The sequence below is a fragment of the Antarctobacter aquimaris genome (assembly GCF_900184945.1).
Lineage (GTDB): Bacteria > Pseudomonadota > Alphaproteobacteria > Rhodobacterales > Rhodobacteraceae > Maliponia > Maliponia aquimaris.
The window spans coordinates 133,579-156,063 of sequence record NZ_FXYF01000002.1 but is presented as its reverse complement, the minus strand read 5'-3'; the positions used below and the strand labels follow the sequence as shown (position 1 = coordinate 156,063).

19 protein-coding genes and 1 pseudogene are annotated in these 22,485 nt (G+C 67.0%); 9 read left to right on the top strand and 11 right to left on the bottom strand.

The window, feature by feature from the left end; all coding sequences use genetic code 11:
* Positions 1-42: 42 nt before the first annotated feature.
* Positions 43-1,695: a beta-galactosidase BglA gene (gene bglA / locus MAA8898_RS03510; protein ID WP_094019604.1), complete on the top strand. Its 1,653-nt coding sequence runs from the start codon at positions 43-45 to the stop codon at positions 1,693-1,695.
* A 22-nt stretch (positions 1,696-1,717) separates the two neighbouring features.
* Entirely contained in the window at positions 1,718-2,806 is a 1,089-nt protein-coding gene (locus tag MAA8898_RS03505) for an ABC transporter ATP-binding protein (protein ID WP_094019603.1), read from the top strand.
* Between the two features lie 176 nt (positions 2,807-2,982).
* Here MAA8898_RS03505 and MAA8898_RS03500 read toward each other — a convergent pair whose 3' ends face one another.
* The gene (locus MAA8898_RS03500; protein WP_094019602.1) at positions 2,983-5,187 is read right to left on the bottom strand and encodes a vWA domain-containing protein; all 2,205 of its coding nucleotides are present in this window, start codon (positions 5,185-5,187) and stop codon (positions 2,983-2,985) included.
* Between the two features lie 303 nt (positions 5,188-5,490).
* On the opposite strand from MAA8898_RS03500, the gene MAA8898_RS03495 reads away from it, so the two are divergent.
* The 3 genes from MAA8898_RS03495 (at position 5,491) to MAA8898_RS03485 (ending at position 10,128) form a co-directional block, all read left to right on the top strand.
* On the top strand, positions 5,491-6,123 hold the full coding sequence (locus MAA8898_RS03495) for a VPLPA-CTERM sorting domain-containing protein (RefSeq protein ID WP_094019601.1): 633 nt from the start codon (positions 5,491-5,493) through the stop codon (positions 6,121-6,123).
* A 147-nt stretch (positions 6,124-6,270) separates the two neighbouring features.
* Positions 6,271-9,129 (top strand): excinuclease ABC subunit UvrA, encoded by a 2,859-nt coding sequence (gene uvrA, locus MAA8898_RS03490; RefSeq protein WP_094019600.1) that lies wholly within the window; start codon positions 6,271-6,273, stop codon positions 9,127-9,129.
* A gap of 108 nt (positions 9,130-9,237) precedes the next feature.
* A complete protein-coding gene (locus tag MAA8898_RS03485) occupies positions 9,238-10,128 on the top strand; it encodes a patatin-like phospholipase family protein (RefSeq protein ID WP_094019599.1) in 891 nt (296 codons plus the stop codon).
* 40 nt (positions 10,129-10,168) lie between these two features.
* On the opposite strand, the gene MAA8898_RS03480 is transcribed toward MAA8898_RS03485, so the two are convergent.
* From MAA8898_RS03480 to MAA8898_RS26155, 9 genes and pseudogenes are all read right to left on the bottom strand, one after another.
* The gene (locus MAA8898_RS03480; RefSeq protein WP_094019598.1) at positions 10,169-10,375 is read right to left on the bottom strand and encodes a YgaP family membrane protein; all 207 of its coding nucleotides are present in this window, start codon (positions 10,373-10,375) and stop codon (positions 10,169-10,171) included.
* A 71-nt stretch (positions 10,376-10,446) separates the two neighbouring features.
* Entirely contained in the window at positions 10,447-11,106 is a 660-nt protein-coding gene (locus MAA8898_RS03475; protein WP_245853229.1) for a Crp/Fnr family transcriptional regulator, read from the bottom strand.
* Between the two features lie 4 nt (positions 11,107-11,110).
* Entirely contained in the window at positions 11,111-11,983 is an 873-nt protein-coding gene (gene mmsB / locus MAA8898_RS27185; RefSeq protein WP_306456383.1) for a 3-hydroxyisobutyrate dehydrogenase, read from the bottom strand.
* Positions 11,984-12,061: 78 nt separating this feature from the next.
* Positions 12,062-13,021, bottom strand: a pseudogene (locus tag MAA8898_RS27180) (enoyl-CoA hydratase/isomerase family protein); the annotation flags it as partial.
* A 69-nt stretch (positions 13,022-13,090) separates the two neighbouring features.
* A complete protein-coding gene (locus tag MAA8898_RS03465; RefSeq protein ID WP_094019595.1) occupies positions 13,091-14,230 on the bottom strand; it encodes an acyl-CoA dehydrogenase family protein in 1,140 nt (379 codons plus the stop codon).
* Positions 14,231-14,367: 137 nt separating this feature from the next.
* Positions 14,368-15,504 carry a glycosyltransferase gene (locus MAA8898_RS03460; RefSeq protein ID WP_094019594.1) on the bottom strand — a complete coding sequence of 379 codons (1,137 nt, stop codon included), beginning with the start codon at positions 15,502-15,504 and terminating at the stop codon, positions 14,368-14,370.
* 66 nt (positions 15,505-15,570) lie between these two features.
* Positions 15,571-16,698, bottom strand: a complete 1,128-nt coding sequence (locus tag MAA8898_RS03455) for a carboxylate-amine ligase (RefSeq protein WP_094019593.1) — start codon at positions 16,696-16,698, stop codon at positions 15,571-15,573.
* 74 nt (positions 16,699-16,772) lie between these two features.
* A complete protein-coding gene (locus tag MAA8898_RS03450) occupies positions 16,773-17,210 on the bottom strand; it encodes a hypothetical protein (protein ID WP_094019592.1) in 438 nt (145 codons plus the stop codon).
* Positions 17,211-17,537: 327 nt separating this feature from the next.
* On the bottom strand, positions 17,538-17,705 hold the full coding sequence (locus tag MAA8898_RS26155) for a hypothetical protein (RefSeq protein WP_176445058.1): 168 nt from the start codon (positions 17,703-17,705) through the stop codon (positions 17,538-17,540).
* A 399-nt stretch (positions 17,706-18,104) separates the two neighbouring features.
* On the opposite strand from MAA8898_RS26155, the gene MAA8898_RS03445 reads away from it, so the two are divergent.
* The gene (locus MAA8898_RS03445; RefSeq protein WP_094019591.1) at positions 18,105-18,752 is read left to right on the top strand and encodes a VPLPA-CTERM sorting domain-containing protein; all 648 of its coding nucleotides are present in this window, start codon (positions 18,105-18,107) and stop codon (positions 18,750-18,752) included.
* 75 nt (positions 18,753-18,827) lie between these two features.
* On the opposite strand, the gene MAA8898_RS03440 is transcribed toward MAA8898_RS03445, so the two are convergent.
* Positions 18,828-20,327, bottom strand: coding sequence for a CoA-acylating methylmalonate-semialdehyde dehydrogenase (locus MAA8898_RS03440; RefSeq protein WP_094019590.1), 1,500 nt, complete (start codon positions 20,325-20,327; stop codon positions 18,828-18,830).
* Positions 20,328-20,433: 106 nt separating this feature from the next.
* Here MAA8898_RS03440 and MAA8898_RS03435 point away from each other — a divergent pair, with 106 nt between their 5' ends.
* The 3 genes from MAA8898_RS03435 to coaD all read left to right on the top strand — a co-directional run bounded on the left by MAA8898_RS03435 (position 20,434) and on the right by coaD (position 22,434).
* Positions 20,434-21,354, top strand: a complete 921-nt coding sequence (locus tag MAA8898_RS03435) for a LysR family transcriptional regulator (RefSeq protein WP_245853228.1) — start codon at positions 20,434-20,436, stop codon at positions 21,352-21,354.
* Positions 21,355-21,413: 59 nt separating this feature from the next.
* Positions 21,414-21,851 carry a CBS domain-containing protein gene (locus MAA8898_RS03430; RefSeq protein WP_094019588.1) on the top strand — a complete coding sequence of 146 codons (438 nt, stop codon included), beginning with the start codon at positions 21,414-21,416 and terminating at the stop codon, positions 21,849-21,851.
* Between the two features lie 88 nt (positions 21,852-21,939).
* On the top strand, positions 21,940-22,434 hold the full coding sequence (coaD, locus tag MAA8898_RS03425) for a pantetheine-phosphate adenylyltransferase (RefSeq protein WP_094019587.1): 495 nt from the start codon (positions 21,940-21,942) through the stop codon (positions 22,432-22,434).
* Positions 22,435-22,485: the final 51 nt, after the last annotated feature.

The window sequence follows — 22,485 nt, the reverse complement described above, 5'->3', positions numbered from 1 at the left end:
CGCGGGGCATGACGCCCGGCCTTCGACAGGACATCGGAACCCATGAACGCACAGACCCAAAGCAGACCTGACCTGGCCGCCGACAAGGATTGGTGGCGTGGCGCGGTGATCTACCAGATCTATCCCCGCAGCTACCAGGACAGCAACGGCGACGGCATCGGCGACCTGAACGGCATCACCGCGCGGCTTCCTTACGTCGCCTCGCTGGGTGTCGACGCCATCTGGATCTCGCCCTTCTTCGCCTCGCCGATGAAGGACTTCGGCTATGACGTGTCGGACTACTGCGACGTCGACCCGATGTTCGGCACGCTGTCGGACTTCGACGTGCTGGTGGACACCGCGCACCGCCTCGGCGTGCGGGTGATGATCGACCTGGTGCTGTCGCACACCTCGGACCAGCACCCCTGGTTCAAGCAGAGCCGCGCCAGCCGCGACAACCCCAAGGCCGACTGGTACGTCTGGGCCGACCCCAAGCCCGATGGCAACCCGCCGAACAACTGGCTGTCGATCTTCGGCGGCCCGGCCTGGCAGTGGGATGCGCGGCGCGAGCAGTATTACCTGCACAACTTCCTGACCGAACAGCCGGACCTCAACTTCCACAACCCGGACGTGCAGGACGCGCTGCTGGACGTGGTGCGCTTCTGGCTGGACCGCGGCGTCGACGGCTTTCGCCTCGACACGATCAACTTCTACATTCATGACAAGCTGTTGCGGGACAACCCGCCGCTGCCGCCCGAGCTGCGGGACGCCTCCATCGCGCCGCGGGTGAACCCCTACAATCACCAGCTGCACCTCTACGACAAGAACCAGCCGGAAAACCTGGCCTTCTTGGAACGCTTTCGCGCGCTGCTGGACGAATACCCCGCCGCCACCGCCGTGGGCGAGGTGGGGGACGCCCAGAAGGGGCTGGAGATCATGGGCGAATACACCGCCGGCGATGACCGGGTTCACATGTGCTATTCGTTCGAGTTCCTGTCCGGCACCCAGCCCGACGCACAGCGCTTTGCCGACGTGATGGCGCGGGTGGATGACGTGGTCTCCGAGGGCTGGGCCTGCTGGGCCTTTTCCAACCACGACGTGGTGCGCCATGCCTCGCGCTGGGACCTCGGCCTGCCGGCGCAGAAGGCGCTGACGACGCTGCTGATGTGCCTGCGCGGCTCGGTCTGCATCTACCAGGGCGAGGAACTGGGCCTGCCCGAGGCCGACGTCGCCTTTGAGGATCTCCAGGACCCCTACGGCATCGAATTCTGGCCCGAGTTCAAGGGCCGCGACGGCTGCCGCACGCCGATGGTCTGGGAGAAGTCGAACCAGAACGGCGGCTTTACCACCGGCCATCCCTGGCTGCCGGTCAGCCATGTCCATCTCGACCACGCGGTCGCGGTGCAGGAGGCCGACCCGGGCGCGCTGATTCACCATTACCGCAAGGCCATCGCCTTTCGCGCCGCGCATCCCGCGCTGGTCAAGGGCGCGCACGACAAGGTGCAGGCCACCGGCTCCATCGTGCATTTCACCCGCATGTACGACGGCGAGGAAGTCTTTGTCGCCGTCAACCTGGGCCATGACCCGGCGGTGATGGAGATGCCGGCGGGCGACTGGATGCAGGTGGGTCAGGAACTGGGCAGCGCGACGGTCGCGCCCGACGGCAAGCTGCACCTCGGGCCCTGGCAGCCCGCCCTGGCGCGGCGCAAGGCATAGGAACGAGGGGGAGGACGGGACCATGGCGAACCTGAAACTGACCGGGGTCGAAAAGACCTATGGCGGCACCGTGCAGGTGCTGCGCGACATCGACCTCGACATCAAGCAGGGCGAGCTGATCGTCTTTGTCGGGCCGTCGGGCTGCGGCAAGTCCACGCTGCTGCGGATGATCGCCGGGCTGGAAAAGATCACCGGCGGCACGCTGGAGATCGACGGCCAGGTGGTCAACGACGTGCCGCCGGCGCAGCGCGGCATCGCCATGGTGTTCCAGTCCTATGCGCTCTACCCGCACATGACGGTGCGCGAGAACATGAGCTTTGCGCTCAAGCTGGCGGGCAAGTCCGCCTCCGAGATCGACGCGGCGGTGACGCGCGCGTCGAAGATGCTGCAACTGGAGCCCTATCTCGACCGCCTGCCCAAGGCGCTGTCGGGCGGGCAGCGGCAGCGGGTGGCGATCGGCCGGTCCATCGTGCGCGACCCCAAGGTCTATCTCTTCGACGAACCGCTGTCGAACCTCGACGCGGCGCTGCGCGTGGCGACGCGGATCGAGATCGCGCAGCTGAAGGAGTCTATGCCCGACCGCACCATGATCTACGTCACCCACGACCAGGTGGAGGCGATGACGCTGGCCACCCGGATTGTGGTGCTGGCCAACAAGGGGATCGCCCAGGTGGGCTCGCCGCTGGAGCTGTATGAACGGCCGAACAGTGAGTTTGTGGCACAGTTCATCGGCTCTCCGGCGATGAACCTGCTGCCCGGCGAGGTGGTCGAGACCGGCGAGCGCACCACGGTCCGGATGGAGGGCGGCGGTATCGCGGTGTCGCAGTATCCGACGACGGCCGCGGACAAGGGGCTGCGGGTGAACGTGGGCGTGCGGCCCGAGGATTTCCTCGCCACCGAGGGCGAGGCGATCTACACCGGCAAGGTCGGGATCACCGAGGCCCTGGGCGAGGTGACACTGCTGTACTTCGGCGGCGAAGGGGCGACCGCGCAGGTCACCGCCAAGCTGCCCGGCATCCACCGCGAGATGCGCGGCCGCACGGTATCGCTGGGGGCTGCGCCGGAAAAGGTGCACCTGTTCGCCGACGGGGTGTCACTGCTCTATCGTTGAGCCGGTTGCGAGGCGGGATGGGGGCGCTGCCCCCGTCGCCTCCGGCGACTCCCCCGAGATATTTCGGGCCAGAAGAAACCTTGGGTGTGGTGATTGACCGGGACGTGGTGCGTCCGGGACGGATGGCGGCGGGGGCTTGAACCGGGGCAGGGAGGCCGCCCCGGTCTTTCCCTCGCCTACTGCGCCGGCTTGTAGGTCAGTTCGACCGGCTTGCGGGCGATGACCTTGCGGTCCTGGCCCAGCACGTAGCGCAGCTCGTAGCGGCCGGGTCCTTCGGGCAGTTTCAGAACGACCGGGCTGTCTTCGCGCGTGTAGGCGTAGACCGCGTGGGTGTTGTCCGGATCGCCTTCGCGGGCCAGGGCGATGTAGTCGTTCTTGTAGTCCGGCCCGTCCCAGTTGACGCCCAGAACGCCGCCCGCCGGGATGCTGTCGGGGGCGTCGAGGGTCGCGGTGACCTCGGTCAGGGTGATCGGGCGCGTGCCGATCACGGTGCGCCCGTCGCTGGCGGCGACGTAACGGATCTCGTAGGTGCCGGGCTCCACCGGCATCTCGAGGATCAGCGGCGTGCCTTCGCGGACATAGGTGTAGGCGAGGTACTTGCCCGGTTCCATGCCCGGTTCGGCCACCGAGATGTAGTCGGGCTGGTAGCCGGGGCCGTCCCAGCCCACCAGCACCGGCGCGCCGGCGCGGGCCTCGTCGGGGGCGTCCAGCGTGGCGCTGACGCTGGTCACCTCGATGGTCTGCGTGGCCAGCACCCGTTTCTTCTGCCCCATGACGTAGCGCACCTCGAAGGTGCCCGGCTCGGCCGGCATGGTCAGCGTCAGCGGCGTGCCCTCGCGGGTGTAGGTGTAGGTGACATAGCCCTCGTCGCCGGGGACGGAGACGGTGATGTAGTCGCCCTGGTAGTCTGGGCCGGACCAGCCGACGGGGATGCCGGCACCGGCGGCGGCGCTGGCGGGCGCGTCCAGCGTGGCGCTGACCTCGGCGACGGTGATCGGCCGGGTGGCCAGCACGGTGCGGTCCTGCGCCATGACGTAGCGCAGTTCGTAATCGCCCGGTTCCGGCGGCATTTGCAGGTCGAGCGGCGCGCCATCGCGGGTGTAGGTGTAATTGACATAACCATCGTCGCCCGGGACGGAGACGGTGATGTAGTCGCCCTGGTAGTCCGGGCCGTCCCAGGTGACCGGGATGGTCGCCCCGGCGGGCGCCTCGGCGGCGGCCTCGAGGCTGGCCAGCGCCTCGGTCACGGCGATGGTCTGGGTGGCGAGGGTGACGCGGCCGTCGGCCAGGACGTAGCGCAATTCGTAGGTGCCGGGTTCCGGTGGCATGACCAGCGGGCCGGGGCTGCCTTCGCGCGTGTAGACGTAGTTCAGGTAGCCGGTGTCGTCGGGGACCGACACGGCAATGTAATCGCCCTTGGCGTCCGGACCTTCCCAGGTGATCGGGACGGTGGCGCCGGCGACGGCGCTTTCGGGGCCGCTGACGGCGGCGAGGGGCAGCGAGCTGGGCAGGACCAGGGTGACGGTCTGCCCGGCATCGACCACGTCAAAGGTTTTCTCGACGCTGGCCTCGTCCGCGGGGCGCAGCACCGAGACGGTGTAGGTCCCGGCGGTCAGGTCCAGCGCGATGGTCGGGTCGCGCTGGAAGTCGACCAGCACCTCCTCACCCCGGCTGAGGTTCCAGATCAGCGCGGAGTCGATCTGGCCGCCGTTCTCGCCGTCCTGTGCGACCAGCACGGTCGGATAGGTGGCCGCCGGCTGGGTCTGGGTCACTTCGCTGAGGGCGCTGCCCAGTTCGGTGGCGTTCGAGGCCATAAGGAACCTGCCGCCGGTCTCGTCGGCGATGCATTGCATCTGGCGCAGCGCCTCGGGTTCGCTGACGTCGAAGCCGACCACATGCACGGTCAGCGCCACGCCGGCGGCTTCCAGCGCGCGGGCGGCGGCGCAGGGGTCCGGGTTGCAGGTCTCGATGCCGTCGGAAACGAGGATCACGGTGGCGGGTTCGTCGGTGTATCTCAGCGCCTCGGCGGCCTGCACCACGGCATCGGTCATCGGTGTCTTGCCGCGCGGGCGCAGCTTGCCCACCTGGGCGGCGATCTCGTCGCGGGTGCCGGGGCCGGGGGCGACGATGGTCTGGATGTCGGTGCAGTCGCCCTTGGTGCGGTGGCCATAGGCGGTGAGGCCCAGTTCCTGCGTCTCGGGCAGGGCGCGCAGCAGGTCGGCAACGACGCCCTGCGCGATCTCGATCTTGGTCAGCCCGTCGATCTGCCCCCACATGGAGCCGGAGGCATCGAGCACGAGAATCGAGCGGGCATCCTCCTGCGCGGCGGCGAAACCGGGCAGCAGGCAAAGCGCGAGGGCGGCGCTGCGAATATTGGACATGATCAAACCCCGTTTTCAGCGGCAATGCCATACCCTGCAACGGGTCCGATGCCGGGGCAACGAGAGAATTGGCGTCAGGTCAGGAATACCCGACCCGCCGCCGCGGCCGCGGCACGGTCCGCAGAGGAAGCCCCGGCGCCGGTGCAGCGCGGCGTGGCAGCTTGTCTGGTCCGGAACTTGGCGCGGCGTTTTTCTGCATCCAGCGGGCGATGCCTCACTGGGCCTCTTTCGGCGCTTCCGACTTGACTAGGGTACTGAAATCGTTAACACGAAATTAACTGAGTCTTGTGTAAAGAGGCAAAAATGAAAGTTGTTCTCGCTGCGGTTGCGCTCATTGGTTTTCATGCTGCCGGAGACGCGCAGGCGGCAACATTCAATCTCCAGTTCCCTTCAGTCGCGAGCGCGGCAATCGCGAACAGCACCTACGGAGACAATGCGCACACAGATCTGTCTTATCGCGCAATTGATGCGACTGCGTTTGGCAATGTAACAACGACGGGCAGTCTCGCGGGATGGGGAACGGGTTATGGCGATCTGACATATGCTCTCTGGGGAACCCCCAATCCCAGCCACGCCGAAGTGAGGATCAATTCTCGCGTGGCAGGCGAAACGGTGACGTTGAACAGCTTCGAATTGGGTGGCTGGATCGCAGACGAAGCCGCTGAGTGGTATATTTTCGATCTGGCCTTTAACCTGCTTGGCTCAGGGAGCGGTATCGCACCGGACGCCGGTGCACACCTCGATGTGCTGCCGGCGATTTCTGCGCTGGACGGGCTGATCCTGCAATGGGGCTCAGACGCATGGGACGTGGGCCTGAACAACCTCAACTTCTCCGTTTCGGGTGATGGTATTTCCGCAGTTCCGCTGCCGGCCTCCGTGCTGCTGCTGCTGGGTGGGCTTGGCGCCCTGGGAGCGTTGCGCCGTCGGAACACTTGACGCGCCGGACAAGCAACGGATCGCAGACAAGGGCGTGGGGTTTTCCACGCCCTTTTCTTTTTCTGTGGATGTTCGCGGTATGTTCAAGTTTACCATTGGCGATAGGGCGACAATCCCCTATGTCTAACCGCTGACAAAGAGGTCAGCATGCCAGAGTTGAAAAGTATCGAAGTCCGCGGCGCGCGCGAGCACAACCTCAAGAACATCGACGTGGATATCCCGCGCGATCAACTGGTTGTCATCACCGGGCTGTCGGGGTCGGGCAAGTCCAGCCTCGCCTTTGACACGATCTATGCCGAGGGACAGCGCCGCTACGTCGAGTCGCTCAGCGCCTATGCGCGGCAGTTCCTGAACATGATGGAGAAGCCTGACGTCGACCACATCAGCGGGTTGTCGCCGGCCATTTCCATCGAGCAGAAGACGACGTCCAAGAACCCCCGTTCGACCGTCGGCACCGTGACCGAGATCTACGACTACATGCGGCTGCTGTTTGCCCGCGTCGGCACGCCCTATTCGCCCGCCACCGGCCTGCCGATCGAGGCGCAGCAAGTGCAGGACATGGTCGACCGCGTCATGACGATGGAGGAGGGCACGCGCGCTTACCTGCTGGCCCCCATCGTGCGCGACCGCAAGGGCGAGTACCGCAAGGAATTCCTGGAACTGCGTAAGCAGGGGTTCCAGCGGGTCAAGGTCAACGGCGAGTTCCACGAATTGGACAGCCCGCCGACGCTGGACAAGAAATTTCGCCACGACATCGACGTGGTGGTGGACCGCATCGTCGTGCGCGAAGGGATGGAGACGCGGCTGGCGGATTCCTTCCGCACCGCGCTGGACCTGGCCGACGGCATCGCCGTGCTGGAGACTGCACCGAGCGAGGGAGAGCCCGAGCGGATCACCTTCTCCGAGAAATTCGCCTGCCCGGTCAGCGGCTTCACCATTTCCGAGATCGAGCCGCGGCTGTTCTCGTTCAACGCGCCCTTCGGTGCCTGCCCGGAGTGCGATGGCCTGGGGGTCGAGCTGTTCTTTGACGAACGGCTGGTGGTGCCGGACCAGACGCTGAAGATCAGCGACGGCGCGCTGGCGCCCTGGCGCAAGGGCAAGAGCCCATATTTCCTGCAAACCATCGAGGCCATCGCCAAGCATTACGAGTTCGACAAGAAGGCCCGCTGGAAGGACCTGCCGGCGCATGTGCAGCAGGTGTTCCTGCATGGCTCCGGCGACGAGGAAATCCAGTTCCGTTATGACGAGGGCGGCCGCATCTACCAGGTCAGCCGCGTTTTCGAGGGGGTGATCCCCAACATGGAACGGCGCTACCGCGAGACGGACAGCAGCTGGATCCGCGAGGAGTTCGAGCGTTACCAGAACAACCGCCCCTGCGGTGCCTGCGGCGGCTACCGGCTCAAGCCCGAGGCGCTGGCGGTGCGCATCGCCGGTCTGCACGTGGGCCAGGTGGTCCAGATGTCGATCAAGCAGGCCTTCGACTGGTGCGAGACGGTGCCCGCCCAGCTGTCCAAGCAGAAGAACGAGATCGCCCGCGCCATCCTCAAGGAAATCCGCGAGCGGCTGGGGTTCCTGAATAACGTGGGACTTGAATATCTCACGCTAAGTCGTTCTGCCGGAACGCTTTCCGGCGGCGAGAGTCAGCGTATTCGGCTGGCCTCGCAGATCGGGTCCGGCCTGACGGGCGTGCTCTACGTGCTGGACGAACCTTCGATCGGGCTGCACCAGCGCGACAACTCGCGCCTGCTGGAGACGCTCAAGAACCTGCGCGACCAGGGCAACACCGTGCTGGTGGTCGAACACGACGAAGAGGCGATCCGCGAGGCCGATTACGTCTTTGACATCGGGCCCGGTGCGGGGGTGCACGGCGGCCAGGTGGTGGCCCAGGGCACGCCGGAGGAGGTCGCCGCCGATCCGGCCAGCCTGACCGGACAATACCTGTCGGGCACGCGCGAAATCCCCGTGCCGTCAGAGCGCCGCAAGGGCAGCAAGAAAAAGCTGCGCGTGGTCAAGGCGACGGGCAACAACCTCAAGGACGTGACCGCCGATTTCCCCTTGGGCAAGTTCGTCTGCGTGACGGGCGTTTCGGGCGGTGGCAAGTCCACGCTGACCATCGAAACGCTGTACAAGAACGCCGCCATGGCGCTGAATGGCGCGCGCGAGACACCTGCGCCCTGCGAGACGATCAAGGGGTTCGAACACCTCGACAAGGTGATCGACATCGACCAGCGCCCGATCGGCCGCACGCCGCGGTCGAACCCGGCGACCTATACCGGCGCCTTTACCCCGATCCGGGACTGGTTTGCCGGTCTGCCCGAGGCCAAGGCGCGCGGCTACAAGCCGGGGCGCTTCAGCTTCAACGTCAAGGGCGGGCGCTGCGAGGCCTGCCAGGGCGACGGTGTCATCAAGATCGAGATGCACTTCCTGCCCGATGTCTACGTCACCTGCGAGACCTGCAAGGGCAAGCGCTACAACCGCGAGACCCTGGAAATACTGTTCAAGGGCAAGAGCATAGCGGACGTTCTTGACATGACGGTTGAGGACGCGCAGGAGTTCTTCAAGGCGGTGCCGGCGATCCGTGAAAAGATGGATGCGCTGATGCGCGTGGGCCTGAGCTACATCAAGGTGGGCCAGCAGGCGACGACCCTGTCGGGCGGTGAGGCACAGCGCGTCAAGCTGTCCAAGGAACTGGCCCGGCGGTCGACCGGCCGCACGCTCTACATCCTCGACGAGCCGACCACCGGCCTGCATTTCGAGGACGTGCGCAAGCTGTTGGAAGTGCTGCACGAACTGGTGGAGCAGGGCAACACGGTGGTGGTGATCGAGCACAACCTGGACGTCATCAAGACCGCCGACTGGCTGATCGACATCGGCCCCGAGGGCGGTGACGGCGGCGGCGAGATCGTGGCCGAGGGCACGCCGGAGCAGGTGGCCGAGATCGAGCGGTCGCACACCGGGCGGTATCTCAAGCCGATGTTGCAGGCGCGAAAGGTGGCGGCCGAGTAGCGCGCGGGTTTTGTACAAAAGGTACGTCCTGTACGCCTTTTCTGTCGTTTTGTACAAGTTGCCGCGCAGGGGTGCCGAGGCGCGGCGAAGGCGCGTCGGGGAGAGGGCATGACGGCGACTCTGGGGATCGCGCTGGGATCGGGCGGTGCGCGCGGCTGGTGCCATATCGGCGTGCTGCGAAGCCTCGCCGCGCAGGGCGCCGTGCCGGACTGTGTCGCCGGCTGTTCCATGGGGGCGCTGGTCGGCGCCGCCTGGGCGGCGGGCAAGCTGGACGGGCTGGAGACCTGGGCGCGGGGGCTGACGCAGGCGCGGCTGCTGCACTACCTCGATCCGAGGATGGACCGCGGCGGGCTGATCGCCGGGGCGGCGGTGACGCGCGTCTTGCAGGAACTGGGCCTGCCCGAGCGGATCGAGGATTTGCCGAAACCCCTGCTCGTGGTGGCGACCGACATGGCGACGGGGCGCGAGGTCTGGCTGCGGGAAGGGCCGCTGATCCCGGCGGTGCGCGCCTCGATCTCGATTCCCGGGGTCTTTGCACCGCAGCGGCTGGACGGCCGCTGGCTGCTGGACGGGGGGCTGATCAACCCGGTGCCGACCTCGGCGGTGCGCGCCCTGGGGGCGCGCCGGACCATCGCGGTCAATCCCAACGCCAAGCACGGGCGCAAGCTGTGGGAGGGGCAGCCGCCGCAGGATGTCTGGCAGCGGTTCGGGGTCGAGGACTGGCGCGCCGGTCTGCCCGAGCCGCTGCGGGCGATGCTGCCGGAGGGGCGGCGCGAGGCGGTGCCGGCCTACATGGAGGTGGTGTCGGTGTCGATCGACATCCTGACCGAGTTCCTGCGCAAGGCGCGCGAGGCGGTGGACCCGGCGGACGTGATGCTGGAGGCGGACCTGTTGGAACTGTCGGTGATGGAACTGTTCCGCGCGGCGGAGGCCATCGACGAGGGCGCGCGCATCGCGCAGGCGGCGGCGGGGCGGATCGCCGCGCTGATCACCGCGTGAGGGGCGAAAGGCCCCCGCGGGGGCCTTTCGGTGGGCGCTGTCAGCGCTTCATCTTGCAGGTGTTGATGCCGAGCAGGGCGTAGGGCGGGCAGGTGCCCAGTGCGGCGGTGGCCAGCATCATGATGCCGACGATCAGCGCGATCCATTTCAGCACGCCGGTCAGGACGGTGAAGAAGAGGATCAGCGCGACGATGCCGACGAGGCCGCGGATCAGGCGGTCGGTGGAGCCGACGTTCTTGGAAATCATGGTGTAACCCTCCGGTTGATTCGGTGTGACAGAAGGTTAACGCGAGTCCCTGCCCGCTGTCGGTGACATGGTCACATAGCGCCGTCGCTTTCGGCGAGGCTGCGCAGCGTCGCCTCGTCGCAGAGCAGGACGGTGCCGCGCTCCAGCCGCACCAATCCGCGCCGCGCCAGCGCGTCCAGCCGGCGCGACACGACCTCGCGCGCCGAGCCGATCATCACGGCGAGTTCGGCGTGCGTCGCCTCGACCCGGCCCTCGGTGGCGCGCTCCAGCAGGCATTGTGCCAGCCGCGCCTCGACCCGAGTAAAGGCGACCCGTTCCAGCAGGTGCATCATGGACTGCATCCGGGTGGCGAAGGCCTGGAAGACAAAGGCGCGAAACCCCGCGTCGCTGTCCATCAGCCCCAGGAACAGGTCGCGCGGGATCAGCACCAGGCGCGAGTCGCTGCGGGTGATCGCCTCGCCCGAATAATCCTCGCCGCCCAGCAGGCCGAGGGTGGACTGCACGCAGCTTTGCCCCGGTTCGACCGCGTAGAGCAGGATGTCGCGCCCGGTGGGGCCGGTGAGGAAGACATCGACCCGGCCGTCGAGCACCACGACGAACCCCTGCACCGCGTCGCCCGGGTGGAACAGCGATGTGCCCTTGGGCACCTGCATCGGGTGCAGGGTGCGCAGCCGCGCCCGCGTCGCCGGGGCGAGCGCGGGCAGGCTGGCGTCGCCGGTCCAGTCGGTCACCGGGTCAGCCCCGGCCGCGTTTTTCGAAGCGCGGCAGCATGGCAGAAAAGTCGCGCCCCTTGCCATCCTCGTCCTCGACAAAGCGGCGGTAGAGGTCCAGGGCGGCCTGTCCCATCGGCGTGTCGGCGTCGGCCTCGGTCGCGGCCTGCTGCGACAGGCGCAGGTCCTTGAGCATGAGTTCGGCGGCGAAGCCGGGCTTGTAATCGTTGTCGGCGGGGGACTTGGGCCCGACGCCGGGGGCGGGGCAATAGGCGTTCATCGACCAGGAGTAGCCCGAGGAGGTCGAGACCACGTCGAACATCGCCTCGCGCGACAGGCCCAGCTTGTCGGCCAGGGCGAAGGCCTCGCAGGTGGCGATCATGGTGACGCCGAGGATCATGTTGTTGCAGATCTTGGCGGCCTGGCCGTTGCCGGCGGGGCCGCAGTGCACGGCCTTCTGGCCCATGATCTCGAACAGCGGCTTGGCCTTGGCAAAGGCCGCGTCGGGGCCGCCCACCATGAAGGTCAGCGTGCCGGCCGCAGCACCGCCGACGCCGCCGGACACCGGCGCGTCGAGCGCCTGGAGGCCGTGGTCCTCGGCCTGCTGCGCCACGGCGCGGGCCGAGGCGACATCGACGGTCGAGCAGTCGAGCAGCACGGCGCCCTTGTCCATGGCGGTCAGCACCTCGGCGGCGACCCGGCGCAGGATCTCGCCGTTGGGCAGCATGGTGATGACCACGTCGGCGCCTTCGGCCGCTTCGGCGGCGGAGGGGACGGGGGTCACGCCCTCGGCCGTGGTGCCGGCGGTGTCGAAGCCTTTGACGCTGTGGCCCGCGCGGGCAAGGTTGGCGGCCATGGGCGCGCCCATGTTGCCCAGTCCGATGAAACCGATCTGCATGGTTCTCTCCTTGAAGTCGAGCGTGTCGGCGCCGAGCGGCAGCAGCATCCTCGAGACGTCCACGGCGGGGACGGCGTCGAGCGCGTGGCGCCACTTTGGCGATCTGTCCTTGTCGATGATGGCCGCCCGGATGCCTTCGAGGAAGTCCCCATGTTGCATGATCCGGTGCGAGACGCGGTATTCCAGTTCCAGCGCCTTGCGAATGGTGAGCGAGGGGCCGCGCAGGCGGTGGATCATCTCCAGCGTGACGGCCATCGACAGGGGGGCGTTGCGCGCCATGGCCTTGAGCGCGCTGGCGGCGATGGCGCTGTCGCTGGCGCGCAGAAGGTTGAGCACGTCGCCGAGGCCCTCACCGGCAAACAGCGCGTCGATCTCGGGCTGCTGCGCGGCCAGCGGGCTGTCCGGTGGCGCAGGGGCGTCGCCGAGCGCGGCAATGTCGCCGGTGTCGATCAGCGCCTGTTTCAGCGCGGGCCAGTCCGCCTCGGGGTAAAAGCGGTCGGCGAAACCGGCGTGGATCGCGTCGCCGGGCCCCATGCGGGTGGCGGTCAACCCGAGGTATTCGCCCAGCCGCCCGGGCGCGCGGGCGAGGCTGTAGCTGCCGCCCACGTCGGGGACAAAGCCGATGCTGCATTCGGGCATGGAGATCTGCGTCGACCCGCCCACGATGCGGTGCGAGCAATGGCCCCCCAGGCCGACCCCGCCACCCATGACAAAGCCGTGCAGGAAGCTGACAATGGGCTTGGGGAATTCCGCCAGCTTGGCGTTCATGCGGTACTCGTCGCGCCAGAAGGCGCGGCCGTAGTCGAAATCGCCGGCGGTGCCGGTGCGGTACATCTCGGCGATGTCGCCGCCGGCGCAGAAGGCGCGGTCGCCCTCGGCGTCCAGGAGGATCAGCCTGACCCGGTCATCGGCGCGCCAGGCGTCGAGCGCCGCTTCGGTGGCCAGGCACATCTCCCAGGTCAGCGCGTTCAGCGCCTTGGGGCGGGTCAGGGTGATGCGGCCGGCGTGGCCTTCGGTGCGGATCTGGATGTCGGGCATGGGCGGGTCCGGTCGGGCTGGGCGCAAATTCCGGGGGCGGAATTTGCAAATTTCAGGGGTGAAATTTGCTCACCGCGCGAGGAGATGGCGCGCGGTGATCAGGCGCATGATCTCGTTGGTGCCTTCGAGGATCTGGTGTACCCGCAGGTCGCGGACCAGTTTCTCGATGCCGTAGTCGGCGAGGTAGCCGTAGCCGCCGTGCAGTTGCAGGCATTGGTCGACGACCTGGCTGCCGGCCTCGGTCACGAACTTCTTGGCCATGGCGCAGAACTTGGTCGCGTCCGGCGCGCCGGTGTCGAGCTTCCACGCCGCCTGGCGCAGGAAGGTCCGGGCGGCCTGCAATTCGATCTCCATGTCGGCGAGGCGGAATTGCAGCGCCTGGAACTGGTCGATCGGTTTGCCGAAGGCCTGGCGTTCGGACATGTATTGCAGCGTCAGGGTCAGCGCGGTCTGCGCTGCGCCCAGCGAGCAGGCCGAGATGTTCAGCCGCCCGCCGTCCAGCCCGGCCATGGCGTAGCTGAAGCCGCGCCCCTCCTCGCCGATCAGGTTGTCATGCGGCACGAGGCAATCGTCGAACTGCACCTGCCGGGTGGGCTGCGATTTCCAGCCCATCTTGTCCTCGAGCCCGCCAAAGGACAGCCCCGGCGCGCCGTCCTCGACGTAGACGGTCGAGATGCCCTTGGGCCCGTCGCCGCCGGTGCGGACCATGACCACGTAGGCATCCGAGTAGCCACCACCGGAGATGAAGGCCTTGGTCCCCGTCAGGCGGTAGCCTTCGTTGGTCTTTTCCGCGCGGGTCTTGAGCGCCGCGGCATCCGAGCCGGAGCCCGGTTCGGTCAGGCAGTAGGACAGCACCGTTTCCATGGTCAGCGCCCTGGGCAGGACGCGGGCCTTGAACTCCGCGCTGGCAAAGCTGTCGATCATCCGGGCGCACATGTTGTGGATCGACAGGAAGGCCGCGACCGAGGGGCAGGCCATGCTGAGCGCCTCGAACACCAGCGTCGCGTCGAGCCGCGACAGGCCGGAGCCGCCGGACTCTTCGCTGACATACAGGCCGCCAAAGCCCAGTTGCGCGATCTCGGGCCAGAGATCCTTGGGGATGGTGCCCTGCGCCTCCCAGGTGCGGGCGTGGGGCGCGATGCGCTCTTGCCCGAAGGCGTGGGCCATGTCGAAAATGGCGGTCTGTTCCTCTGAAAGCGCGAAATCCATGGTCGACCTCCCCCCGGGGTGAAATGAACGCTTGTTCAGATTGTCGCGCGAAGGGGGGCGCGGCGCAAGTGGGCGTGGTGCAATCCGGCTTTGCGATTCTGCAAAGCGTTCGGGCAGATTTGCTGGGGTGTCTTGCGTCAGCGCCGCGCGCAGGTGTCGCGGATGACCTCTTCGACCCTGGCAAGACCGATGGTGTTGTCGAATTTCGCCTCGGCGGTGGCGCGCGCGGCACGGGCCAGCGCGCTGCGGTCGGGCATGTCGAGGATACGGGTGATGCGTTCGGCAAAGCCGTCCTCGTCCCATTCGTCGACCAACAGGCCGTTGACACCATCGGTCACCGCCTCGGGGATGCCGGCGTGGCGGGTGGACAGCGTGATGCAGCCGCAGGCCAGCGCCTCCTGGATGGCGGTGGGCAGGCCCTCGGTGTTGCCATCGGGCGCGGTGACGGAGTGCTGAAGAAAGACCTCGGTCGTTTGCAGGTGGCGGCGCACCTGATCGTGGGGCAGGGCGCCGGTGAATGTGACCTGCCCGGCGATGCCCAGCTGCCGCGCCATGGCACGGCTGTCCTCCAGCAAGGGGCCGTCGCCGATGAAGGTCAGCTGCGCGTCGCGCCCCTGGGCGGCCTTGGCAAAGGCGCGCAGGGTCACCTGGGGGGCTTTCTTGGCCACCATGCGGCCCACGGCGAGAAAGCTGCCGGGGCGTTTTTCACCGGGGGTGAAGCGGCGGATGTCGACACCGGAGGGCACGACATGGGCGTTGGGATGCGACACGCCGTGGGCGGCGAGGGTATCCAGCAGGAACTGGCTGACCGAGAACATGCCCGCAAGGCGCGTCATCATCAGCCGGTAGGAGCGCACCCGCTGGCGCGAGCGCAGCGCGGCGGAGGCATCGGTGCCGCGCCAGTAGGTGAAGACCGGGATCCCGAGGTCATTGCCCAGCTTGGCCACCACCAGCGCCTGGGTGCCGAATTCGGCCAGGATCACCTCGACCCTCTGCTCCTGCAAGAAGGCGATCAATTTCCGGCGGTTGTCACCGAAGGGCAGGCGCGAGGTGCCGTAGAGCACCGCGCCGGACAGGGCGGCGAAGGGCGCGCGCAGCTTGTCGGCCAGCGTCAGCGGCGCGCGGCGGACGAACAGCGGCTTGCCCAAGGGATCCTGCCCGTTGTGCCGGCCGCAGAGAATGCAGGTGTCGCCGCCGAACAGGTGTTCGACGTGGCGGTTGATGAAGGTCTCGCCCGTCACGAAGTAATCGGAGGTGGCGATGGCGGTTCTCATAAGCGGCTCCGGTCTGGCCCCCGTCTCCTAGCGCGCGGCGCTGGGGGTGCCAAGGGCGGGCCGGTCTCAGAGATCGGCGTGGAATTCCTCGATCAGGTGGCTGACGATGGCGCGCATCCGGCCTTCGTGGTCGGCGCCTGCCGTCTCGGCCTGCGAATAGGCGTGGCGCTGGCGGTCGGCGGAGGTGCCGCCTGACACGATCTCATGCGCGCGGGCGGCCTCGGTCAGGCATTTCAGCGCGGCGGCATCCTCCTCGATCAGCTCGAGCAGTTCGGTCACGAGGTCGTCAAAGGGCACCACACGGGCGGCGCCAAAGTCGATCAGCCCTTCGGTCACGCCGTAGCGCTGCGCGCGCCAGCGGTTTTCGCCGATCAGGAAGCGGTCATAGAGCCGCCAGCGCTGGTTGCGGATGCGCAGCCGCCACAGCATCCGCATCACGCACTGGATCAGCGCCGCCAGCGTCAGCGCGTGTTCCAGCCGGGGCTGCACGTCCATGATGCGCGATTCCAGCGTGGGGAACTTGTCCGAGGGGCGCAGGTCCCACCAGATGCGGGTGCGGTCCTCGATCACGCCGGTGTCGATCAGCACCTGGGTGGAGCGTTCGTAGTCCTGCCAGCTGTCGAACTGCGGCGGCAGGCCGGTGCGCGGCAGGTTGTCAAAGACCGAGATGCGGTAGCTGGCCAGCCCCGTATCCTCGCCCTGCCAGAACGGCGAGGAAGTCGAGAGCGCCAGCAGGTGCGGCAGGAAGTAGCTGGCCTGCGCCATCAGGTCGGCGCGCAGCGGGTCGTCGTCCAGCCCGACATGGACGTGCATGCCGCAGATCAGCATGCGCCGGACCACGCCGCCCAGATCGCGGCTGAGGTCGTTGTAGCGCTGCTTGTCGGTGTGGTGCTGCTGTTTCCAGTCGGCCAGCGGGTGGCAGGAGGCGGCGATCGGCGACAGGCCGTGGGTCGCGGCGTGGCGCGACACCGCGGCGCGCAGGCGGCGCAGGTCCTCGCGCGCCTCGGCCACGCCGGCGCAGGGGCGGGTGCCGATCTCGATCTGGCATTGCAGGAATTCGGGGCTGACCTGGCCTTCGAGTTCGGCGGCGCAGGCCTGCATCAGGCCTTCGGGCGCCTCGACCAGCGCGCAGGTCTCGCGGTCGACCAGCAGGTATTCCTCTTCGATGCCGATGCTGAAGGCTGGGTCTGCCATGGTCTACACTCCCGCGGATCGTTCCGGCGAGCAAAGCAGAGGGGGCGGCGAAAAGAAAGCCGGTAATGCGCGGCTCAGCCGGGGCCGGCCCCGGCCGCAAGCGCGGTTTCCAGCGCGTCAAAGCCGGTCTCGGCCTGCCCGGCAAGGGCCAGCGCGGCGGCCTCGTCCCGTTCGATCGCGATGCGGAAGGGGCTGAACGGCTCGGCCACCTGCTGAAGGATGCGCGCCAGGCCAAAGTTCACGTCGCGCGGCGCGTGGATCACGCAGAGCGTGCCCTTGGGGAAGCGGTCGAACAGCTTGCGCGTGCGTTCAACCGCCCAGAGGATTCGCCGGAAATCGGCATCGACATGCACCAGGTCGCGGGTGTCGGTCAGCATGACAAAGGCCGGGTCGAACAGCGGGTGATCGACGTAGCTGACGAAGGTGTCGATGCACTCCTGCAACGCGACATCGCCGACCATGCGGAAATAGGCGAGTCCGCGCGCGGGGTGCAGGGAAAGCCGGAACCCCATTACGGCCGGGCCGACCAGTGGCTTGCCCGGGCGAGGCCGGGCGCGGCGGGGGGCTGTGTCATGTGTTGCGTCCAGCAGGTCACGTCCGGAAACCTGCGGAGCCCGAACCGAATGACCTTAAGCTGGCACGCGTGGCGGGCCCAGTCAATCGGCGACAAGAGCAGGAAAGGATTGAACCTTCTCGCGGATCCGGGGCCTGTGTGACGGATGCGGGGATGCGCCGGGATGGGCCACCGCGGCTGCCCCTGCGACCCCCGGATGTGCGGACCATGCAGGCAGGTCGGAAGGGGTGGCGGTTCGGTCTGCCGATGCATCGTGCTGCGGGTGTCACGGGCCGGTCAGGACCGACAGGCGAAGGCTGTGGCGTCGGGGCGCGGCGTCGATGGTTTTGCCTTGCACGCCAATCATCCGCGGGTTGAGCGTCTTGATCGGACCGATTCGCAATACCCTGGGACTGGCGGACGGTTTCTCCCGGATCGCGGCCGGGTTGGCCATCAAATAGGCGCATTTTTATGGCCTGCGTGGCGCGGGAACGGTTGATGTTTTGGCGTCGATCGCTCCCGGATGCCATGCCTGAAAAGACTATTTCGATTTTGGAAACAGAATTTCCGCGCGGGTCGCAGACCTATAGGTGGTGTTGATTCGGCAGAATTTGCCGAACTGTTGTTCATCCTGTGCCCAAACGTCAGGCATTTCCGGGGATTAAAGAGCACAGGCCAAAAGTGATTTTCCGAAATCGGGAATTTCGCCAGTTATTTGTCGAACTCCAGGACGTCCGCTGGCCAATCCGGAGACCCGGCAATCGTTAATTTTCTCTGTGAATTGGGGTCAAATCATGACAAACTTCAGCGTGGAGTTGGTTATTGATGGGTATTCAACCCAGAGGGGTATCACATGAAACAAAGCATTACCAAGACTATGGCTGTTGTCGCGCTGGCGTTTGGCATTGCCGCGCCCGCATCGGCGGCGACGGTCGTCACCGTGTCCGGCACGGCCATTACCGTCAGTTGCTCCGGGCCCCTGGCGTCCTCGGAGTGCAACGGGTTCATCGGTGGGTCGCTGACCTTCAACGCGTCGAACCCGGACAAGGACAATGTCAACGGCGGTACGGCCGGCAGCCTGTCCACCACGGCGGCCGATCTGTATGCTCTGAAAAAGAGCAATCCTGCCCAGGAAGGCGCCGCGATCGACGTGCTGCTGGATGGATCGCTTGACGGTGACATCACCGGCGGTGTCCAGACGCAGGTTGCGGCCGCAGACGACGCTTACCTGCAGTTCAACAGTTCGGCGCAGTACCTGGCGGTCAAGACGGGCAACCCGGTGGGAACCGACCAGAAATGGTTCTTCCTGAAACTGTTCGGGCCCGGACCGATCACGCTGATCTACGACAAGAACGGTCAATCCGGTGGCGGCTTCAGCCACTACACCGAGTTCGGCAGCATTCCCGACATGCCGACGATCCCGCTTCCGGCCGCAGGCTGGATGCTGATTGCCGGTCTTGGCGGGCTGGGTGTCATCCGGCGCCGGAAGAAATCGGCCTGACCCACGGGTCCGGTCCTGACGACGAAAAAGGGCGGCTTCATGCCGCCCTTTCTCATTTCCGCAGGCGCGTGACGGTCAGTCCATCGCCTTGAAATTGAACGCCGCGCCGTCCTTGATGCCCGAGAACCAGCGCGCCGTGACGGTCTTGGTCTTGGTGTAAAAGCGGAAGGCGTCGGGGCCGTACTGGTTCAGGTCGCCGAAGGCCGATTTCTTCCAGCCGCCGAAGGTGTGGTAGCTCAGCGGCACCGGGATCGGGAAGTTGATGCCGACCATGCCGACATTCACCCGGTGGGCAAAGTCGCGCGCGGTGTCGCCATCGGCGGTGTAGATCGCGGTTCCGTTGCCATAGGGGTTGTCGATGACGAGGTTCAGCGCCTCTTCGTAGCTGTCGGCGCGGACCTGGGACAGCACCGGGCCAAAGATCTCTTCGCGGTAGATGTCCATGTCCGGCGTGACGTTGTCGAACAGCGACGGACCGACGAAGAAGCCGTTTTCATAGCCCTGCATTTCAAAGCCGCGGCCGTCGATGACCAGCTTGGCGCCCTGGTTCACGCCGCTGTCGATCAGCCCTTCGATGCGCGACTTGGCGGTGGCGGTGATGACCGGGCCATAGTCCACGTCCTCGCCGGCGGTGTAGGGGCCGACCTTCAGCTTTTCGATCCGCGGCACCAGCTTTTCGATCAGCGCATCGGCGGTCTTCTGGCCGACCGGAACCGCGACCGAGATGGCCATGCAGCGTTCGCCCGCCGCACCGTAACCGGCCCCCACCAGCGCATCGGCCGCCTTGTCGAGGTCGGCGTCGGGCATGATGATCATGTGGTTCTTGGCGCCGCCAAAGCACTGCGCGCGCTTGCCGTTGGTTGCGGCGCGGCCATAGATGTACTGCGCGATCGGGGTCGAGCCGACAAAGCCGACACCGGCGATGGTTTCGTTGTCGAGGATCGCGTCGACCACTTCCTTGTCGCCGTTGACGACCTGGAGCACGCCGTCGGGCAGGCCGGCCTCCTGGATCAGTTCGGCCAGGCGCAGCGCGGTCGAGGGCACGCGCTCGGACGGCTTGAGGATCATGGCGTTGCCGCAGGCCAGCGCCGGGGCCATCTTCCACAGCGGGATCATGGCGGGGAAGTTGAACGGCGTGATGCCGGCCACCACGCCCAGCGGCTGGCGCATGGAATAGAGGTCGATCCCCGGGCCGCCATCGTCGGTGAACTCGCCCTTGAGCAGGCTGGGCGCGCCCATGCAGACCTCGACCACCTCCAGCCCGCGCTGCACGTCGCCGCGCGCGTCGGGCAGGGTCTTGCCGTGCTCGCGCGACAGCATCTCGGCCAGTTCGTCCATGTGCTTGTTGATGAGCGCACCAAAGGCCATCATCACGCGGGCGCGGCGCTGCGGGTTGGTGGCACCCCAGGCCTTTTGCGCCTCGGCGGCCTTGGCCACGGCGTCGTTCAGCTCGGCCGCGGTGGACAGCGGCGTTTTCGCCTGCACTTCGCCGGTGGCCGGGTTGTAGACATCGGCAAAGCGGCCGGACGTGCTCTTGACGCGCTGGCCGTTGATCCAGTTGGTGAGTTCGGTCATCGGATTCCCTCCATTTTCCCTTGGTGCCGACCCTACTCTTGCAAAAATGCCCTGAACAGGGACAATGTGGCAAAAGCGTTTTGCAATTCTGCAAAGGGATGGCGCAGTGGACAACTGGGACGACCTGCGGGTCTTCCTCGCGGTGGCGCGGGATGAAAGCCTGTCGGCGGCGGGGCGGCGGCTGCGGATGGACGCGGCGACCGTGGGCCGCCGGGTGGCGCGGCTGGAGGAATCGCTGGGCGCGCCGCTGTTCGCCAAGTCGCCGCAGGGCTATGCGCTGACCGAGGCGGGCACCCGGCTTGTCACCTTTGCCGAAGAGGCCGAGCAGGCCGCCAGCCAGGCGGCGGAGGCCTTGCAGGGCAGGGCAGAAGGGCTGTCGGGGCAGATCCGCATCGGCGCGCCGGACGGCTGCGCCAATTTCCTGCTGCCGCAGGTCTGCGCCGCCATCGCCGAGGGCAACCCGGATCTGGACGTGCAGATCGTGGCGCTGCCGCGCGTGGTCAACCTCAGCCGGCGCGAGGCCGACATGGCCATTGCCGTCTCGCCGCCCTCGGCCGGGCGGCTGGTGGTGCAGAAGATCACCGACTACCGCCTGCATCTGGCGGCCAGCGCCGATTACCTGGCCGGCCATCCGCCGATCCGCGGCCCGCAGGACCTGCGCGGCCACCGCATCGTCGGCTATATCCCCGACATGATCTTTGACAAGGAACTGGACTACCTGGCCGAACTGGGCCTGGACCGGGTGCCGCTGGCGTCGAACTCGGTCGCGGTGCAGTTCCACTGGCTGCGGCAGGGGGCTGGGCTGGGCATCGTCCATGATTTCGCGCTGCCCGCAGCACCAGGGCTGCGGCGGGTGCTGCCCGAGGTGATCTCGCTCAGCCGCAGCTTTTACCTGGTGCGGCACGCCGACGACCGGCGGCTGGAACGCCAGACCCGCTTTGCCGAGGCGCTGGTGAGCGGCATGCGCGGGGAACTGGCCCGGCTGGAGGCGCTGGCGCAAGGCGATTCAAGACTTTCAGGCACTTGACAGGTCGGCTCCGGTGGCGTCACGCTGGGGGGAACACCGTGTTTGAGGGAGTACACCGGATGCAGGTCCATCAGATTCTGAAGAGCAAGGGCACCGATGGCGTCTACACCGTCACCCCGGACACCAAGCTGGCCGAGGCGGCGCGGATCCTGGCCGACAAGCGGATCGGCACGGTGGTCATCTCGAACGACGGCAAGACCGCGCTGGGGATCCTGTCCGAACGCGACATCGTGCGCGAACTGGCCAAGCATGGCGGCGCCTGCCTCGATGGCGCGGTCGAGACCTACATGACCCCCGATCCCTATACCTGCACCCGCGACCAGTCCGCCGACGACATCCTGGCGCGCATGACCGAAGGCCGGTTCCGCCACATGCCCGTGGTCGAAAACGGCGAGATGGTCGGGCTGGTGACGCTGGGCGACGTGGTCAAGGCGCGGCTGACCGAACTGGCGGCCGAGAAGGACGCGCTGGAAGGCATGATCGCCAACCCCTGGTGACACCGTCGCCGCAGCGCGGCGGTTCGGCCTTGCATTCCGCCGGGCAATATTGTTGCGTGCGCGCAGACTGACGAGAAGGGATGTCGCCATGCGCATCGGCCTATACCCCGGAACCTTCGATCCGATCACGCACGGCCACCTGGACATCATCCGCCGGGGCGCGACACTGGTCGACCGCCTGGTGATCGGGGTTGCGATCAACCGCGACAAGGGTCCGCTGTTCTCGCTCGAGGAGCGGGTGACGATGATCGAGACGGAATGCCGTCTCTTGTCGGAACAGACCGGCACCGAGATCGTCGTGCATCCGTTTGAAAAGCTGCTGATCGACTGCGCCCGCGACGTGGGCGCGCAGATCATCATCCGCGGCCTGCGCGCGGTGGCGGATTTCGAGTACGAATTCCAGATGGTGGGCATGAACCGCGCGCTGGACAACAGCGTCGAGACGGTTTTCCTGATGGCCGAGGCGCGGCACCAGGCGATTGCCTCGAAACTGGTCAAGGAGATTGCCCGGCTGGGCGGCGACGTGACCAAGTTCGTGACGCCGGACGTCAAGGCGGCGCTGGTGGCGCGGTTCTCCGGTTGAACTTCATCCTGTGCCTCGCACGGCGCGGGGACTGATCCTTCTGCCTGCATT

Bases quoted from the DNA above. Each gene is read 5' to 3' on its own strand.
- bglA (WP_094019604.1), top strand. From the start codon at position 43: ATGAACGCACAGACCCAAAGCAGACCTGACCTGGCCGCCGACAAGGAT.
- MAA8898_RS03505 (WP_094019603.1), top strand. From the start codon at position 1,718: ATGGCGAACCTGAAACTGACCGGGGTCGAAAAGACCTATGGCGGCACC.
- MAA8898_RS03500 (WP_094019602.1), bottom strand. From the start codon at position 5,187: ATGTCCAATATTCGCAGCGCCGCCCTCGCGCTTTGCCTGCTGCCCGGT.
- MAA8898_RS03495 (WP_094019601.1), top strand. From the start codon at position 5,491: ATGAAAGTTGTTCTCGCTGCGGTTGCGCTCATTGGTTTTCATGCTGCC.
- uvrA (WP_094019600.1), top strand. From the start codon at position 6,271: ATGCCAGAGTTGAAAAGTATCGAAGTCCGCGGCGCGCGCGAGCACAAC.
- MAA8898_RS03485 (WP_094019599.1), top strand. From the start codon at position 9,238: ATGACGGCGACTCTGGGGATCGCGCTGGGATCGGGCGGTGCGCGCGGC.
- MAA8898_RS03480 (WP_094019598.1), bottom strand. From the start codon at position 10,375: ATGATTTCCAAGAACGTCGGCTCCACCGACCGCCTGATCCGCGGCCTC.
- mmsB (WP_306456383.1), bottom strand. From the start codon at position 11,983: ATGCAGATCGGTTTCATCGGACTGGGCAACATGGGCGCGCCCATGGCC.
- MAA8898_RS03465 (WP_094019595.1), bottom strand. From the start codon at position 14,230: ATGGATTTCGCGCTTTCAGAGGAACAGACCGCCATTTTCGACATGGCC.
- MAA8898_RS03460 (WP_094019594.1), bottom strand. From the start codon at position 15,504: ATGAGAACCGCCATCGCCACCTCCGATTACTTCGTGACGGGCGAGACC.
- MAA8898_RS03455 (WP_094019593.1), bottom strand. From the start codon at position 16,698: ATGGCAGACCCAGCCTTCAGCATCGGCATCGAAGAGGAATACCTGCTG.
- MAA8898_RS03450 (WP_094019592.1), bottom strand. From the start codon at position 17,210: ATGGGGTTCCGGCTTTCCCTGCACCCCGCGCGCGGACTCGCCTATTTC.
- MAA8898_RS26155 (WP_176445058.1), bottom strand. From the start codon at position 17,705: ATGGCCAACCCGGCCGCGATCCGGGAGAAACCGTCCGCCAGTCCCAGG.
- MAA8898_RS03445 (WP_094019591.1), top strand. From the start codon at position 18,105: ATGAAACAAAGCATTACCAAGACTATGGCTGTTGTCGCGCTGGCGTTT.
- MAA8898_RS03440 (WP_094019590.1), bottom strand. From the start codon at position 20,327: ATGACCGAACTCACCAACTGGATCAACGGCCAGCGCGTCAAGAGCACG.
- MAA8898_RS03430 (WP_094019588.1), top strand. From the start codon at position 21,414: ATGCAGGTCCATCAGATTCTGAAGAGCAAGGGCACCGATGGCGTCTAC.
- coaD (WP_094019587.1), top strand. From the start codon at position 21,940: ATGCGCATCGGCCTATACCCCGGAACCTTCGATCCGATCACGCACGGC.